Origin of the sequence: Spongiivirga citrea, from assembly GCF_010671565.1 — a bacterium.
GTDB lineage: Bacteria > Bacteroidota > Bacteroidia > Flavobacteriales > Flavobacteriaceae > Spongiivirga > Spongiivirga citrea.
On record NZ_JAABOQ010000005.1, the window covers coordinates 143,687 to 160,806 of the forward strand.

At 36.5% G+C, this 17,120-nt stretch carries 16 protein-coding genes and 1 tRNA gene; 4 read left to right on the forward strand and 13 right to left on the reverse strand.

Annotation, left to right across the window (positions count from 1 at the left end; genetic code table 11):
* Positions 1–108: 108 nt before the first annotated feature.
* On the forward strand, positions 109–1,572 hold the full coding sequence (gene rpoN / locus GWK10_RS12605) for an RNA polymerase factor sigma-54 (RefSeq protein ID WP_164032740.1): 1,464 nt from the start codon (positions 109–111) through the stop codon (positions 1,570–1,572).
* Positions 1,573–1,598: 26 nt separating this feature from the next.
* Positions 1,599–2,204, forward strand: coding sequence for a hypothetical protein (locus GWK10_RS12610; protein WP_164032741.1), 606 nt, complete (start codon positions 1,599–1,601; stop codon positions 2,202–2,204).
* 8 nt (positions 2,205–2,212) lie between these two features.
* Here GWK10_RS12610 and GWK10_RS12615 read toward each other — a convergent pair whose 3' ends face one another.
* From GWK10_RS12615 to GWK10_RS12645, 7 genes are all read right to left on the reverse strand, one after another.
* Positions 2,213–2,914, reverse strand: coding sequence for a porin family protein (locus tag GWK10_RS12615; RefSeq protein WP_164032742.1), 702 nt, complete (start codon positions 2,912–2,914; stop codon positions 2,213–2,215).
* A 104-nt stretch (positions 2,915–3,018) separates the two neighbouring features.
* Entirely contained in the window at positions 3,019–3,501 is a 483-nt protein-coding gene (locus tag GWK10_RS12620) for an ExbD/TolR family protein (RefSeq protein ID WP_164032743.1), read from the reverse strand.
* 6 nt (positions 3,502–3,507) lie between these two features.
* On the reverse strand, positions 3,508–4,128 hold the full coding sequence (locus tag GWK10_RS12625; RefSeq protein WP_164032744.1) for an ExbD/TolR family protein: 621 nt from the start codon (positions 4,126–4,128) through the stop codon (positions 3,508–3,510).
* 6 nt (positions 4,129–4,134) lie between these two features.
* Entirely contained in the window at positions 4,135–4,542 is a 408-nt protein-coding gene (locus GWK10_RS12630; RefSeq protein WP_164032745.1) for a hypothetical protein, read from the reverse strand.
* 20 nt (positions 4,543–4,562) lie between these two features.
* Positions 4,563–5,288 carry a MotA/TolQ/ExbB proton channel family protein gene (locus tag GWK10_RS12635; RefSeq protein ID WP_164032746.1) on the reverse strand — a complete coding sequence of 242 codons (726 nt, stop codon included), beginning with the start codon at positions 5,286–5,288 and terminating at the stop codon, positions 4,563–4,565.
* Between the two features lie 77 nt (positions 5,289–5,365).
* A tRNA-Ser gene (locus GWK10_RS12640) sits at positions 5,366–5,453 on the reverse strand.
* Between the two features lie 74 nt (positions 5,454–5,527).
* Positions 5,528–6,556, reverse strand: a complete 1,029-nt coding sequence (locus GWK10_RS12645) for an asparaginase (RefSeq protein WP_164032747.1) — start codon at positions 6,554–6,556, stop codon at positions 5,528–5,530.
* Positions 6,557–6,750: 194 nt separating this feature from the next.
* Here GWK10_RS12645 and GWK10_RS12650 point away from each other — a divergent pair, with 194 nt between their 5' ends.
* Both GWK10_RS12650 and GWK10_RS12655 read left to right on the forward strand, forming a co-directional pair.
* A complete protein-coding gene (locus GWK10_RS12650) occupies positions 6,751–9,420 on the forward strand; it encodes a DUF5916 domain-containing protein (protein ID WP_164032748.1) in 2,670 nt (889 codons plus the stop codon).
* 107 nt (positions 9,421–9,527) lie between these two features.
* Complete coding sequence (locus tag GWK10_RS12655) at positions 9,528–12,161, forward strand: DUF5916 domain-containing protein (protein WP_164032749.1); 2,634 nt, start codon at positions 9,528–9,530, stop codon at positions 12,159–12,161.
* Here the strand turns inward: GWK10_RS12655 and GWK10_RS12660 are convergent, their stop codons facing one another.
* The 6 genes from GWK10_RS12660 to GWK10_RS12685 form a co-directional block, all read right to left on the reverse strand.
* Positions 12,162–12,806 carry a leucine-rich repeat domain-containing protein gene (locus GWK10_RS12660; RefSeq protein ID WP_164032750.1) on the reverse strand — a complete coding sequence of 215 codons (645 nt, stop codon included), beginning with the start codon at positions 12,804–12,806 and terminating at the stop codon, positions 12,162–12,164.
* Between the two features lie 133 nt (positions 12,807–12,939).
* On the reverse strand, positions 12,940–13,536 hold the full coding sequence (locus tag GWK10_RS12665) for a hypothetical protein (protein ID WP_164032751.1): 597 nt from the start codon (positions 13,534–13,536) through the stop codon (positions 12,940–12,942).
* Positions 13,529–14,023 (reverse strand): RNA polymerase sigma factor, encoded by a 495-nt coding sequence (locus tag GWK10_RS12670; RefSeq protein WP_164032752.1) that lies wholly within the window; start codon positions 14,021–14,023, stop codon positions 13,529–13,531. The genes GWK10_RS12665 and GWK10_RS12670 overlap by 8 nt, the downstream gene beginning before the upstream one ends.
* Positions 14,016–14,855 carry an alpha/beta fold hydrolase gene (locus GWK10_RS12675; RefSeq protein ID WP_164032753.1) on the reverse strand — a complete coding sequence of 280 codons (840 nt, stop codon included), beginning with the start codon at positions 14,853–14,855 and terminating at the stop codon, positions 14,016–14,018. Before GWK10_RS12675 ends, GWK10_RS12670 begins: the two co-directional genes overlap by 8 nt.
* A 60-nt stretch (positions 14,856–14,915) precedes the next feature.
* Positions 14,916–16,202 (reverse strand): aminotransferase class V-fold PLP-dependent enzyme, encoded by a 1,287-nt coding sequence (locus tag GWK10_RS12680; protein WP_164032754.1) that lies wholly within the window; start codon positions 16,200–16,202, stop codon positions 14,916–14,918.
* Positions 16,203–16,215: 13 nt separating this feature from the next.
* Positions 16,216–17,046 carry a TerC family protein gene (locus GWK10_RS12685; protein WP_164032755.1) on the reverse strand — a complete coding sequence of 277 codons (831 nt, stop codon included), beginning with the start codon at positions 17,044–17,046 and terminating at the stop codon, positions 16,216–16,218.
* Positions 17,047–17,120 lie beyond the last annotated feature (74 nt).

Here is a 17,120-nt window from a genome sequence, read left to right on the forward strand (position 1 = left end):
AGTGACTTTTCAATTTTACACTTTTTAACCTGATTAACTAGTTAAACTACCCTCTAATTATTTATTTTTGAGTTATATTGGGTATACCACTTAATCTTAAATTTTTCGATGCTAAAACAGCAGTTAAACTTTAAATTATCACAAAAGCTATCGCCTCAGCAAATACAGTTGATGAAGCTTATACAACTTCCTACCCAAGCATTTGAACAACGACTAAAACAGGAGTTAGAAGAAAACCCTGCTATGGATAGTGGTAAGGATAATGCCGATGAGTACGACGCTGATGTTGCTAGTCAAGATCAAGAGTTTGATGACTATGATAATGATCAAATAAATGCGGAGGATATAAATATCGATGAGTATTTAAGTGATGATGAAGTCCCTAATTACCGTACACAGGCAAATAATTATAGCGGCGATGATGATGAGAAGAGCGTTCCCTATGCTTCGGGAACCTCATTTAATCAGCATTTAAAAACCCAACTAAATACATTTAGTCTAGGTGAAGAGGAACGCAGCATTGCCGAATTTTTAATAGGAAGTGTTGACGAGAGCGGATACATAAGAAGAGAAATTACCGATATTTTAGATGACTTGGCATTCACCCAAAATGTATACACCACTGAAGAAAAGATAGCTGAGGTTTTTGATATTGTTCAACAGCTGGATCCAGCAGGAGTAGGGGCGACTAGTTTGCAAGAGTGTTTGCTACTACAGTTAAAACGTAAAGAGCCTACAATACCAATTGTATTAGCTATTAGGATATTAGAAAAGAGCTTTGAGCAGTTTACTAAAAAACATTATAAGAAGCTATTGCATAAGTTTGATGTTAATGAGGAGCAGCTAAAAGACGCGATACTCGAAATTGAGCGTTTAAATCCTAAACCGGGAAGCTCATATTCTGGCAATACTAAAATGATCGAACATGTAGTGCCTGATTTTGCTATTCGCATCGTTGAAGGAGTATTAGAGTTGACCCTAAATGGAAGAAACGCACCAGAGCTTCATGTGTCGCGCGAGTACAGCAATATGCTTAAGGGCTATAAAGATTCTAAAGAGAAAACAAAGTCGCAGAAAGATGCGGTTATGTTTATAAAACAAAAGCTAGATGCGGCTAAATGGTTTATAGAGGCGGTTAGACAAAGACAGCAAACCTTGTTTGTGACCATGAACGCGATTATGCATTATCAACAGGCATATTTTTTAAGTGGAGATGAGCGAAAACTTAAGCCTATGATCTTAAAAGATATTGCCGATATGATCGATATGGATGTTTCTACCGTATCTAGAGTAGCCAATAGTAAGTATGTCGATACGCCTTATGGAACAAAATTGATTAAAGAGTTTTTCTCTGAGTCAATGAAAAATACCGAAGGAGAAGATGTTTCGACAAGAGAGATCAAGAAAATTTTGGAGACAGTTATTAGCGAAGAGGATAAGAAAAAGCCTTTAACTGACGAGAAATTGGCTACGATCTTAAAAGAAAAAGGCTACCCAATTGCTAGACGTACTGTCGCCAAGTATCGTGAGCAATTAGATTTGCCAGTAGCGCGTCTTCGTAAGAAGATTTAAGCTAATTGCCTTATAAATCCCAAAGCATGAAAACATTTCTAAAGATTGTTGCGTATTTATTGCATCCGCTGTTTATGCCAATTTTAGGTAGTGGTTTGTATTATTGGGTGAGTCCTCGTTATAGTCCAATTGAAATGCAAGGAACTATCTTAATTAAGATTGCAATTCTTACCGTTTGTATTCCGTTAATTTTGTATTATTTACTTAAGAATTTAGGAGTGGTTTCATCCGTTTTTTTAGAGCATATAACCGAACGAAAAATACCATTATATGCTAATACAATCCTATTATTATTGATATTAAAAATTGTACTTCCTGATTCCTTTGCTATAGAGTTATATTGGTTTTTTGTGGCAGCTTTATCTACAACTTTAGCTTGCTTAATGCTTATTTTTTTTAAAATAAAAGCTAGTATTCATATGATGGGTATTTGCAGTGTCACCATGTTTGTGATGATTTTGAGTGTGCATTATCAGAAAAACTTGCTGCTAATGATATCGGTACTCATTATTGGTTGTGGACTTGTAGCGACATCTAGACTTTCGACAAAGTCTCATAACGGGTTAGAGCTTATCTTAGGCTCGTTACTTGGGTTAATACCTCAGATTTTGGTGGTTAACTATTGGATGTAGCTGTTTCCTTAAAGGATGTAAAACATAAGACCTAGTTTAAAATCTCGAGTGTTTATCGCAGTGCCATCACTTAAAGAAGCATTGTCGAACATCTGATTTAAGCCGTAATAAGCGTTAAGATTCCAAGTGTTGTACCCAACACTAATTGTAACACCGTATTGCAATTTGTTTAGATCAGGATTTGAGAAACGCAACCTTTCTGCTCCACTTTCAAATTTATAAATATCACTAAATACATAACCCAATTTAAAACCGGGATAGATACGCCAAAACTGATATTTATCTGGAGTTGATGTTCGCCAGCGAAATTCAATTGGAAGCTCTACAATGTGTGTTATGATTTTGTTTTTAGAGATGCTTATCTCCGAATCTATAACTTCATATACGACATCATCTCCTTGCCGTGTAATTTTAATCTCATCAAAATAGGTGTTAACAGAGTAGCCGAGTCCTATTCCTATGGCTTTGTTACGGTTTTTATTTACTGGAAGATCTTTTATAAAGCCTGCATAAATTCCATTTGATAAATTACGTTGACTTACATTATCTGGTCTATTGAACATGATATTGTAAGTAGCGCCAATATAAAATTGGTCTTCAACATAAAGCGAATCTGTTTCAAAAAAAGGCTCGTTTTTCACCTCCTCTTCCTGTGCGAAAAGCTTGGGAAGAAAACAGCATATTGCCAAATAGAATAGGATTTTTTTCATTTAATGAGCTTCAACTAAACACTAATAAACCGATAACGTATGTAAACTAAAAAAGGTATTTGTTGCGAAACAAATACCTTTTTTAAACAAAAATTTAATTTCTATTACTGTAAATTCTGCATTACATCACCCTTACGTGTGGTGTAATTAATTTTAAGTGCATTTGCTTTTCTAAGCTCTTGCTTAATATCTGATATTAATCCCATATTAGTTTCACCATCTACTTTAAGAGCAGTAGTCAATACATTTTGTATTTCTTGTGGCTTACTTGCGATTTCAGCTAGAATAAATGGACGAACTTCTTCTACTGAAGAAAATTTATCATTTAATTGTATTCTCGCTGTAGAACCATACTTGGCTTGATAACGTTGACTAGGCTTACCAGCATAAATATACATTATACGGTTTTTCTTATCAAGTTTAGCAACCTCAGTAGCCGTTGGCAATACATTCTGTACTTTTAATGTATCGTCTTTCATAACCGTTACAGTCATGAAAAAGAATAACAGCATAAATACGATGTCAGGTAACGAAGCCGTAGATACAGCTGGTAAATCGCCACTTTTTTTCTTTTTAAACTTAGACATATCTAATTAGCTTTTACGTGGTTCTGCTTCTGAAAGTTTCTGAGGAATCATTCCTTTGATTTCAGTTAACTTTTCTTTCAGCTCATCTTTACGAGATTGTGAAGTTTTAGGGTCATTATACATATCTGTTGCCTGTATAAAGTCCATTCGCTCACCTGGGAATTTTCTTTTAAACTCACGATTTCTAAACTGATTGTATGCACGAACTAACTCGTTTTGCACGGCGATATACGTTTTATAATCAGTTTGTCTGTCGTTACGTAGCGAAATAATCGCTTTCGTTGGGTTATCAGAAGACTCAGAGTCTTTTGCGCCTTGACAAAAAGTACATGCTTCATCGCCAGTACCGCCACCATTATCTAAGAATTTATATGCAGCTTCTGTTAAGTCTTTCAACTCCATAAGTTGCTCTTCTACCAATAATTGGTTGTTTCGGTTTACCTCTACAGTAAAGATGTTTTTCTGCTTAATCACTACATCTTCTTCTGGTGGCTCATTAGGTGGTAACTGTCGGTTAATACCCGAGTCAGTTTCGACCGTTGTAGTTACCAGAAAGAAGATCAATAATAAGAAGGCAATGTCGGCCATAGAACCGGCACTTACTTCAGGTATATCTCTCTTCGCCATAGTGTTTTATTTAAATACTTTTTTTACTCCGAAGAACAACATTAAAGCAACTGCAATTGCAGCTAAGAAGTAGAATAAGTATAAACCCATTCCAACTGCTTGCGAACCGCCTTCGCTTATTTCTCCAGTATATATGGTGTTATCGCTTCCGTCAGCAATGCCATACGACACTAATGCGACTACAGCAAATACACCAATTGATATTCCTGTTTTTACTAATTTCTTACCGTCACCTGCAATGTTTACAATGGTAAAAGCCAAAGCAACTAATGCAGTAATAGCAAGTAGAACGTAAACCAAGTTCATCATAATATCGATGATGCCACTTTGGTCATCTGAAGTTAACAACACTACGAATAGGATAAGTCCTATAACGCATAGTGCGATAACTGCTATTTTTAATATTTTTTGCATGATCGAATCAGTTTTTAGTCTTACTTCTTGTTACTAGCCAAGATGTCAATTAAAGAAATTGAGGCATCTTCCATATCATTTACAATACTATCAATCTTTGCGATGATGTAGTTGTAAAATATTTGAAGTATAATAGCCACAATAAGACCAAATACTGTTGTTAGTAATGCTACCTGAATATCTGATGCAATAAGTGATGCATCTAATCCACCAGCTGCACTAATCTTTCTAAATGCAAGAATCATACCAATTACCGTTCCCATGAACCCAAGCATTGGTGCGATCGCGATGAATAACGAAATCCAAGAAACGTTCTTCTCTAATTGTCCCATTTGAACGCCACCATAGGCTACTACCGCTTTTTCTGCAGCATCTACACCATCGTCAGCACGATCAAGACCTTGATAGAAAATAGAAGCAACAGGACCTTTTGTGTTACGGCATACTTCTTTTGCAGCTTCAACACCACCTGACGCTAAAGCATCTTCTACACTGGCGATTAATTTTTTAGAATTGGTTGTTGCCATATTAAGGTATATGATTCTTTCAATACATATAGCAAGACCTAATATCAAACACAATAATACAATACCCATGAATTCTGGACCCCCAGCGATAAAGTACTCTTTAAGTACTTGGTGGAAACCTTTTGGTGCAGGTGCTTCTGCACCAGATTGTAAAACTACAGCAGCATTTGCTGACATTGAAGCTCCGGCGATAGCCAGGATAGAGAATACTCTTTTCATTACTTTGAAATTAAATTTTGTTAGTTAATCGGGTTAAAGATATAAAAAAATTGTTAGTACAAATACGATACTAATTGCAGAGAGGAAGGGATTCGAACCCTCGATACACTTTTGGTGTATACACACTTTCCAGGCGTGCGCCTTCGACCACTCGGCCACCTCTCTAAATAGTCATTTTGACCGAACAGGCGGGCAAATAACAAAAAATAGTCGAGTATGGAAAATAAAACCCGTTAATTTTAACTCATTTCACCTCGCAATGAAGTTTCATAAATAGACTTGAAAACTCCACGTTCGATTTTTTTACCGAGTAAGTACATCAGTTTTGTAACCGCAGCTTCACTCGTAATGTCTTTACCACTAACAAGACCTAGCTTTTTTAGGTGCGAACTTGTTTCATATTGTCCCATAATCACACTACCACCAGAACACTGGGTTACATTGATAATGTGTATGCCTTTTTTTATGGCATTTTTTATCAGTTTTGTGATCCAAGGTTCGGTCGGAGCATTACCAGCGCCATAGGTTTCTAAAATAACAGCTTCTAATCCTTCGGCATTCAAAATAGCTTCAATAAAAGCGGCTGTTATTCCAGGGAATAGTTTTATTAGACCAATATTGGTATTTAAATTTTTATGAACAATCAGTTTCTTTTTTAAGTTAGGTTTATATAAGTACTCCTTATATATATTCAAGTGCACACCTGATTCAACTAGCGGAGGATAATTTAGAGAGTTGAAGGCCTCAAAATGTTCGGCATTTATTTTGGTGGTGCGATTAGCTCGATAAAGTTTATACTCAAAATAAAGCCCAACCTCCTTGATAACCGGTTTTCCTTTTTCTTTTAATGATGCAATTTGAATGGCTGTAATTAAATTCTCCTTTGCGTCAGTTCGTAAATCACCTATGGGGAGTTGTGATCCAGTAAAAATGACTGGCTTAGCTAAATTTTCCAACATAAAACTTAAAGCAGAAGCTGAGTATGACATGGTGTCCGAGCCATGTAAGACAACGAATCCATCAAATTCTTGATAGTTAGATTCAATAATCTCTGCGATTTGAACCCAGTATTCAGTATTCATATTTGACGAATCGATCGGATCGTCAAACGAGATGGTTTCAATATTACAATCTAAATGAGATAATTCTGGAATGCGATCTAGCAGTTTATCAAAATTGAAAGCGCGTAATGCTCCAGATTCAAAATCTTTGATCATACCGATGGTGCCTCCGGTATAGATCAATAAAATATTCGGTTGATTCTTCAATGAAAGTGATTTTTAAAATTGAAAAAAAACGGAAAGTCCATTTAGGTTGGTGCCTCCTAGATGTCAACTTTACTAGCTTCAAATATCGCTAAACTTCTGTTAAAACATGTTAAATAATCGGGTGTTCGTGTAACAGTCCAAAAATATCGGGGTCTCTCTATCAAATCATCAATCAAAAATCAAACTAACCAGTTATGAAAATCCGAATTTCATTTGTGCTTTTACTAGCACTAACCACTACTTTTATTTTTGGACAAGAAACTGAAACTGAAGCGAGCTCGGAGAATAAGGAGGTGCCTAAAAAAATATATACCACCAAGGCTGTTTCGCAAGAAAGTGCTCCAACTATTGATGGTGTTTTAGATGATGAAAGTTGGAATGCTGTTGAATGGGGAGGTGATTTTATCGAAAATCAACCAGATGAGAATACCCCACCAAGTGAACAGACTAGGTTCAAGATTCTGTACGATGCAAAAAATTTATATATCGGAGTTCGCGCGTATGATAAAGCGCCAGATAGTATTGTTAAGCGATTATCAAGACGCGATGGTTTTGCAGGCGATTGGGTAGAGGTTAATATTGACAGTTATCACGATATGCGTACGGCATTTTCATTTACGGCATCAGTATCCGGAGTTAAAGGCGATGAGTTTATAAGTAATAACGGAAATAACTGGGATAGTAGCTGGAATCCGATCTGGTATGTGGCTACTAATGTAGATGAGGAAGGCTGGACAGCTGAATATAGAATACCATTAAGTCAACTACGTTTTGACAAAGGTGATGATCAGGTTTGGGGAATACAATTTACGCGAAGACTGTTCAGAAAAGAAGAACGCTCGATATGGCAGCGCGTACCGATAGATGCCGCAGGTTGGGTAAGTAATTTTGGTGAATTACGCGGACTTAAAAAATTAGAACCTCAAAAACAACGAGAAATACAACCCTACACAGTTGCATCTGCTGAAACATTTGAGCGAGTAGCAGGAAACCCTTTTCTAGACGGGCGAGATTCGAAAATCACCTTTGGTCTTGATGGAAAAATCGGAATTACAAATGATATGACGGTTGACTTTACCATCAACCCTGATTTTGGTCAGGTAGAAGCAGACCCATCAGCAATTGCGCTGGATGGTTTTCAGATATTTTTTAGAGAACAGCGTCCATTTTTTGTTGAGAATGCGAACATATTTAGCTTTAACCTTTCTCAATCTCAAGCAGGAGACACATTTGGTTCAGATAACTTATTTTACTCAAGACGTATTGGTCGAAATCCACAAGGTTTTCCTGAAACTGATGATGGCGCCTATGTCGATGTGCCAGAGAATACTACTATTTTAGGAGCTGCAAAGTTTAGCGGTAAGACCAAAGATGGTTGGTCATTTGGTATTCTTGAAAGCATCACCTCAAAGGAATATGCTCAGATCGACACTAACGGTGAGCTTAGCGAACAAATAGTGGAGCCACTTACTAACTATTTTGTTGGTCGACTTCAAAAAGATTTTAATGATGGTGATAGTTATGTGGGTGGAATCCTAACTGCCACTAATCGTGATCAACTTTCTTCAAATGTTGACTTTTTGCACCAACAGGCCTATTCCGGGGGCTTAGATTTTAAACATCAATGGGCAAATCAAGCTTGGTATATGGAAGGAAATGTAATAGGGAGTCATGTTCGTGGTAATGCAGAAGCAATTACAAGAACGCAGCGTTCAATAACGCATTTATTTCAACGTGTAGATGCTGATCATGTTTCTGTTGACGAAACCAAGACATCACTTACCGGAACTGGGGGTAACTTTAAAATGGGAAAAGCAGGTGATGGTAATTTTGTATTTGAATCTGGTGCAACGTGGCGCTCTCCTGAGTTAGAGGTTAATGATCTTGGATTTCAGCGTCGTGCAGATGACATTAGACACTACGCATGGGGAGCATACCGAATTTTAAAACCGACCAAAAGTTTTAGACGTGTTCAATTTAATTACAATCATTGGAGCGCCTGGGATTTTCAAGGCAACCATAATTTGCTTCAATTTAATGCCAACTCATGGCAAAATTGGCAGAATAACTGGTTCACAAATGCCGGTGTTACTTATACGGCATTGGCATATAATAATTTTGCTTTACGAGGTGGACCACGTTTACGAAATTCGCCTAGGCTGAACTATTGGAATAATATCAATTCCGATGGGAGAAAAGAAGTACGCTTTGGTTTTAGTAATGGTGGTGCTATGGCAACAGACCGTTCGAATAGCTTTTTTAGAGTTGGATTTTTTGTACGCTACCAGCCTCTAGATGCACTTACAATATCAGTCAATCCTTCGTACCGCATAAATGATGATAAATTGCAATGGATCACCAATCAGGATTTTGGTGATGAAGTACGCTATTTAAATGGAAGCATCGACCAACGAACCTTGAGTATGTCTATTAGACTTAACTATAATATTAATCCGAATATGACATTGCAGTATTGGGGTCAACCGTTTATTTCTCGAGGACGTTACAGCGATTTTAAATTTATAACTAATCCCGTAGCAAGCAGTTTTGATGATCGTTTTGATCAGTTTGATACTAATCAGATTAGTTTTGACAATGAGGCCTACAATATTGATGAAAATATTGATGGCATTACGGATTACAGCTTTAATAACCCTGATTTTTCCTTCGTGCAATGGCGTTCTAACCTGGTTTTTAGATGGGAATATATTCCAGGATCCGAAGTATTCTTAGTATGGTCTCAAGACATCTCACAGTCAGGTGATCCTGCCGATGGGCTTTTTGGAAATTTAGAGGACAATGTTTTCGGAGCAAAGCCCAAGAATATTTTTCTGTTAAAAGCGACCTATCGACTGGTGTTATAAAATCCCAATTTTTGTTAAGAATTAATGTTTGTTGTTAAGGTTTTACTAAACCATATTTGGTTTTGTTATGAGGATGTTAAATTCGCCAGCAGTCAATCTAACCGAACATGAAACAAAGGGCAATTGCCGCTATAGTCAGCGTATTTTTCTTTTCTTTTTTATCAGCTCAGGAAGAACCCCAACAAACAGTTGTACCCAAAAAAATATATACAACTAACAAACTAGCGCCTGAGACCGCTCCAGAAATCGACGGTATTTTAGATGATCAAAGCTGGGATACTGTAGAATGGGGAACTGATTTTGTCGAGCAAAACCCTGACGAGAATACGCCACCGCTATATCAATCAAAATTTAAATTAACACATGACGATAAATTCATCTATGTTGGCATACGATGTTATGATGCTGAACCTGATAAAATTGAAAAAAGATTAACGAGAAGAGATGGTTTTAGTGGAGATCGAATTACTGTAATATTTGACAGTTACCATGATAAGCGAACCGCATTTTCGTTCACAATTACTGCCGCTGGCGTTAAAGGTGATGAATTTGTTTCACAGAACGGAGATAATTGGGATGAAAGCTGGAACCCCATCTGGTATGTGGCGACCAATACTGATGCTGAAGGTTGGACTGCCGAAATGAAAATACCTTTTAGTCAGCTTAAGTTCGGGAAATCAAAAGAACAAATATGGGGTTTTCAACTTAGCCGATTAATTTTTAGAGAGCAAGAGCGGTCCGTATGGCAACGAATTCCTGTTGACGCTCCTGGTTTTATTAGCGAATTTGGTGAACTACATGGTTTAATAGATATTGAGCAACAGAAGCAGTTGGAGATTCAACCTTTTACTTTATTGCAATATGATACTTTCCCAGAAGAAGCCGGAAACCCTTTTAGGGATGGGGATAACTTTAAACTAAACGCAGGGCTTGATGCCAAGATTGGTATTACCAATGACCTCACTTTAGATCTTACCGTAAATCCAGATTTTGGCCAAGTAGATGCCGACCCTGGTGCTATAGCCTTAGATGGTTTTCAATTATTTTTTCGTGAACAACGACCATTTTTTGTTGAGAATAAGAACATCTTCGATTTTCGATTCGCCAACGGACAGGACAACGTTTTTTATAGTCGCCGTATCGGGCGAAGTCCACAAGGTAGCGCGCAAACTGTGGCTGGAGAATTTGTGGATCAACCGATTAGTAGTACAATTCTTGGCGCAGCGAAATTTAGTGGGAAAACCAAAAATGGCTGGTCTATTGGTTTACTAGAAAGCGTTACAGGAAAAATGTTTGCGGAGGTCGACAACAATGGTGACAGAAGAGAAGAATTGGTTGAGCCGTTAACGAATTACTTGGTCGCCCGAGCTCAAAAGGATTTTAACGAACGTAATAGTTTTATTGGGGGAATTTTTACAGCGACTAATAGAAATTTGGAAGGTTTAGATTTTCTTAGAAAAGCAGCATATTCCGGCGGTTTGGATTTTCAACATAACTGGAATGATCGAAAATACTTCATTCAAGGTAATGTAATTGCAAGTCATGTTACGGGAAGCGAAGAAGCCATAGAGCGCACTCAGCGTGAATTAACACACTTGTTTCAACGCGTGGATGCTAGTCATGTTGAGGTCGATCCTACAAGGACATCGCTTACAGGTACAGGTGGTAAAATTGAAGGAGGTAAGCAAGGTGGAGGAAACTGGCGCTATAATGCTGGCCTTATCTGGCGTTCACCAGAATTGGAGTTAAATGATATTGGCTTCTTACGGCAAGCAGATCAAATTAATCAATTTGCCGAAGTGCGTTGGCAAACATTAAAGCCGACGGAATCATTTAGAAATATAAGCGTAGGGGCAGAGCAAACCTCCTCGTACGACTTTGATGGGAATTATAACCGTATTCAATGGGAAATGCAAACCAATTTAAACTGGATTAACAATTGGTTTACTGAAGTAGGTGTAGGGCATAAACCTAGAATTTTCACTAATACTTTTTTAAGAGGTGGTCCTAGATGGCGTTTTTCGGATGAGAATTTTGTGTTTGCTTTTGCTGGAACTGATAATACCAAGAAATTTAGAACGGTTATTGGTCATGTATATTCAGCAGCAAGACAAAATAACTTTTCATTTAGGCGTTATGTGTTGCGTTTTCAATATCAGCCATTTGACGCATTGAATATTTCTATCAATAATTCACTTGAAAATAATCCAAATAGAACACAGTACGTAACCGAGACTTCCTTTGATGGTGCTCCGCGGTATATATTAGGAAATATCAAACAGAAAACTTTTTCATCTACTATTAGAATTAACTATAGTATCAATCCAAATTTGTCCATACAATATTACGGACAGCCTTTTATTTCAAGAGGTCGATATTCTGATTTTAACTTTGTGAATAATTCCACAGCAGAAGATTTAAATGAGAGAATTAGTTTATATAATGATAATCAAATCTCATTTGATGCAGCCACAAATACTTATAATGTAGATGAAAATACCAATGGAACGATAGATTATCAAATCGGAAATCCCGACTTCTCATTCGTGCAATTCCGATCGAATCTAGTAATGCGATGGGAATATATTCCTGGCAGCGAAATATTCTTAGTGTGGTCACAGGGCGTAACTGGATCTGGTGACCCTACTGAAACACTATTGAGTAGTCTAGACAATCAAATTCTTGGTCAGAAACCAGAAAACACATTTTTGGTGAAAGCTACTTATAGGTTCGTATTATAACTAGTAACAGCTTGTAGATAGTAAATTGTTATCTGCAATGCTCCAATTCGGTGGAATATTCTGTAATTGTTGACCACTAACCTGAATACAGGTAAAAGGGTTGTTTGTACTCCCAAATGTAAACAGCTCAGGGTTTTGAGAAACGTCAATGCGCTCCACCTGATTATCGGCTATGTCTAGTAGCTGTAAATTTGTGTTAGATGTAATATCAATCTCATTTAAATCATTATTCTTGGCGAAGACTTTTTCTAATATTGGTAAGCCTGTTACTTTTAATTTTTTCAAACCATTGTTATCTATAGATAGAAATTTTAGATTGGTGTTTTTAGTGAGGTCAAGTTCAGTAATATTATTATCATTCACTCTAAAATCGTATAACATTCTAAAATCTTGAATTCCTGTAAGATCTGTTATTCCTTTATCATCTATAAAAATTTGTTTTTTATTTTCGATGTTACTCGTTAAAACAGAGCCGTCCTCTACATCATCAAGACTTAATTCAATTAGACTTCTTTCAAAAGCGCTGTCCGGAATCAAGGTGCGCTGTGGTTCTGCTTCTCTTCGTTCGTCGTCGTTATAGCTATCATCAGAATTGCAAGCAGTCAGTAATAGTATAGTAAGTAGAAAGAAATATCGTAATAGCATGATTTTGTTATTTAGCAATAAGACACCATTTTGACAATAGGGTTGTGCCAAAAATCTTATTTTGTTTAAAAATTATTTAATAAAGTTAAACAAAATATTTGTAATACTATTGTTCTCACTTGCGTTAAGCTTGCTATTCAGTAGTGGTCAGTGCTTTTCTTAATTCAATTGTTTCTTCAATATCAACCAGTTCCTGTCGTATTTTCTTTTTGAGTGTCAGAATAATTATTATACCACTAACCAAGTACATTCCATAAAAAACGACCATGGGAACCCAGCTCAAATAGAGCAGAAATTCGGGAAATATCATAAATAATCCAATAGTGTATATTACTAGTAGGCTAATGGTAAAAACACCATGTATCCTTCTTCTTAATTTTAAATATTGAACTGAGGCTGAAAGGTTGCCCACTGTATTGTGTGTTGGGTCTAGTTTATGGGATTGTTTGACACTATATATTTCCACAACTATTCTAATTACTAAAACGCCTATCATGAGGCCAGCTCCAATTCTACTAAGCGTTTCTTGAACAGGAGCAATGAATATAAAAAAAGTGCATATGACAATAAGTGTTAGCAATAGTACAAAGACATTTCCATAATGAAATTTTGTGCTATCATTCTTCTTCTCGGTTATTTTTTTTAGGACTTCTTGAGACGTTTCATTCGCACTTAATGAATCCTTTTCAGCATTCCATAATTGCTGTATGTCGTTAAAATCATTATTCATTTTCTAATATTTTTTTAAGTCGTTGTTTGATACGGTGAATTTTTACGCGCACATTAACTACCGATATTCCTATGACCTCGGCAACCCCATCATAGGTTTCACCATCTAAAATCATCATTATCAATAAGCGGTCTATTTCATTCAACTTCCCTATTGCGGCATACAAGGATTGATTTTTAGTATCTACCTCTTCGGTAGGTTCATTCTTCAAAACACCCTCTATCTTTTCAAACTGAATGCTTCTTTTTCGTTTCTGTTTTCTTAAATATTGAAGACAACTATTTACAGTAATTCGGTAAATCCATGTTTTCAGCGTTGATTTTCCTTCAAACGAGGATAATTTATTCCAGATGATGATGAATATTTCTTGCGTAAGATCACCAGCTTGAGCACTATCTCCTTTCATATAACCCAAGCACATTTGGTATACCATAGGATAATGATCTTTATAGATCGATTCAAAAAGTTGAGCGTCTTGCTTACTCATTTATTAAAAAAGTGTTGAGCTTTTTGTAAAACCATTCTGGTTGATCAAACATAATAAAGTGCTTACTATCATTTGCGATCTCAATTTCTTTATCATTGAGATTAGTATATTGTTTTTCAAAAGTTGACTTAGTCATTTCAGGATTTGGGAATGATGCACCTAGAATAAGTGTTTTAACTTTTATTTTTTTTAAATCCTCTCTTAAGTCTAGTTTCAATAAATCGGTATATCCGTATACATAGGTTTTTCTGTCCGCTTTCAATATCCAGTTTACTAAGGTGTCGACCTTTTCTTTTTTATTAGTCATATTTTGCGCCATAAATGAGGCCGTTTGCTTAAACTGTGCATCCTCCATTGTCAACATATTATTGTTGTACGGACTATCGTATTGCAAGTTTTCGGCAGGAACTCCGGGCATCATCAATTCTCTCATGCAGGGCAGGGAGTCTACCAAAACGACTCCTTTTATGTTGTCTGGAAGCGCACCAGCGATATCAACGGCAAGATTGCCACCCATGCTATGGCCTATCAAGGTAATCTTCGATAATTCATTCTTATTAATGTAGCCAATGATAGCGTCTTTTACCGCGCTATACCAAGGCATTTCAATTGGAGCTAATCCGTTAAACCCTGCATAAGAAATTAAATGTGATTCGTAATCTTTAGACAAATTTTCTACTGTCTCATTCCAAACTGAACCTGGTGTAGTAAACCCAGGAAGAAATAAAATTACTTCACCCTTGCCAATTACATCCGAATGGATTGCTGGATTTTGAGGATAAATAAATGCAGTAAATAGAATGAGAAAAAAGGTAAGTTTTATGTTTTTCATGATTTAAAATTTACCCTTTGATGCAGTAATTGAAAAATTGTTACACCAGTTTCAAAAAAATTACTCAGCAACCTTTTCGAGCGCATTAACCAGATAATCAATATCTTTTTTAGTGATATACATAGCAAAGGAAAGTCTCAAAGCATTTAGTCCAAAACCAGACATCGGCCGGCAATCGATTCCAAATTCATCAAATAGTCGCCTTTTAACATCTCGCACATTTTTACCTACCACTTCTACTACCTGAATCGCAGAAGAAAGCGAATCGAGTTCTGGAGTTTTTAATTTGAATTTTGTATTATTTTCCACCTTGCTTCTGAAGTATGATTTCAATTCAAATGAACGTTCTGTTATTTTCTTAGCTCCAATTTCATTATGGAACTTGACCGAAGCCCCTAAGCCAAGAAGTTCAGGTAAATTTCGAGTATTATAATTTTCAAGTCGTCTAATACTCGTATCGGTATATCCTCGAGCTACCATTAAAGGCTTTAGATGGTGTTGACTTTCTTGTTTTGCATAAAAAACACCAATTCCTTTAGGTGCAAATAACCATTTGTGTGCGCTAGCCGTATAAAAATCACAGCCTAGATCATGAAGATCGATTGTGAACATACCTGCAGATTGGGCTCCGTCTACGGCTACCAAAATACCGTTTTTATGAGCGAGTTTTGAAACTTCTTTTACTGGAAGAATCATTCCATTGGTATTTACAATATGACACATGGAGATAACCTTGGTTCGCGGGCTAATGGCCTTCTTAAAAACCGCTACAACTTCATCAATGCTTTTAGGAAGACTTGGAAGGGTAGGACGTATAAGTTTGATGCCTTTAGTTTCTTGCCATACCTCCCAAGGAATGGTCCCACTTGCATGCTCGTGATCTGCAAGAATCACTTCGTCACCAGCTTTTAAATCAAAACTCCGTGCGATGAGGTTCATGCCTTCAGTTGTATTATGTGTGAGCGCAATTTCTTCTTCAGAAACTGAAAACAAGTCGGCTACCTGCTTGCGAGTGATCTCTTTTTCATCATTCCAGCCACCCCACATATACTTGGACGGAAAACCATCCAAGGTTTCGCGAAATGTGTTGGTCGCTTGCTGAATAGGAATTGAAGAAGATCCTAATGAGGCATTATTAAAATAATACAAGCCATCTGCAAATTTAAACTGCTTTTTGATTGCCTTCCAAAATGCCTCTTCATCGGTATAGGTTGTATCAAATACTTGCTTGAATGAGGTCTCAAAATTTTCGTTGATCGAAGCAAATGCTAAACTAGGTAGCGCAACTGAAGCCGCAGCACCAGAAGTTAGTGATTGTATAAACTTTCTTCTGCTTTGGCTTTTCATAAAATGAGATTTTTTAGTTATCGCTTTCTATCTTTTCTAAGATAGCTTCTTCTTTTGCTTTTTGAGCGAGTAAATTCTTTTGATATCTACCTTGAACAATATCAACAATTACCAAGACAATAATCACAAAGTAGAAGGTAGTTTTGCTCATTGGTTCAATTGGGTTTCCGAAGATTTTTATGTGCGCTAAATGACCGCCTTCCGATAATAACATGATTCCAACGATAAATAAAATGAAAAGCCCGAGAACCTCATACATTCTATTTTTCTGTAAAAAGTTGGCGACTTTATCTGCTAAAACAATCATTAATACACCTCCTGCAATAATAGCGATACTCATTAGTATAAGTTGAGGTGTGTAATCCATATGGCTAGTTAACGCCATCGCGCTTAAAATAGAATCAAAAGAGAAGACTAAGTTCATAATAACGATCCAAACAATGATCATCGTTTCTGATCGCTTTTTTGATTTGTCTTCGACTTCATGTTCGTGCATAAGCATCATATGCCATATCTCTTTTATTGCGGTATATATAATAAAAACACCACCAATGAGTACAATTATACTATGTACATTAAATTCAAACTCGAGCAAGCCTTCTTGATGCAAGCTTGCAAAAGGATTTTGAAAGTATTGAATTAGCGACATCAACACAAATAGCAATACAATACGAAGTATAATTGCAAGACCAACTCCCATTTTACGAACAAAACTCTGACGTGAAGGATCGGCTTTTTTAGATTCTAATGAGATGTAAAGTAGGTTGTCAAAACCCAGAACTGCTTGAAGCAAAATAAGCATGAATAGGGTAAAGAATGCATCGGCGGTTAGTAGTTGGTCCATATTTGGTAAAGTAGTTTATAGGTTTAAAAATAGAATATTTAGGTAAAACCAAAAATAAACAAGCTGAGATTAAT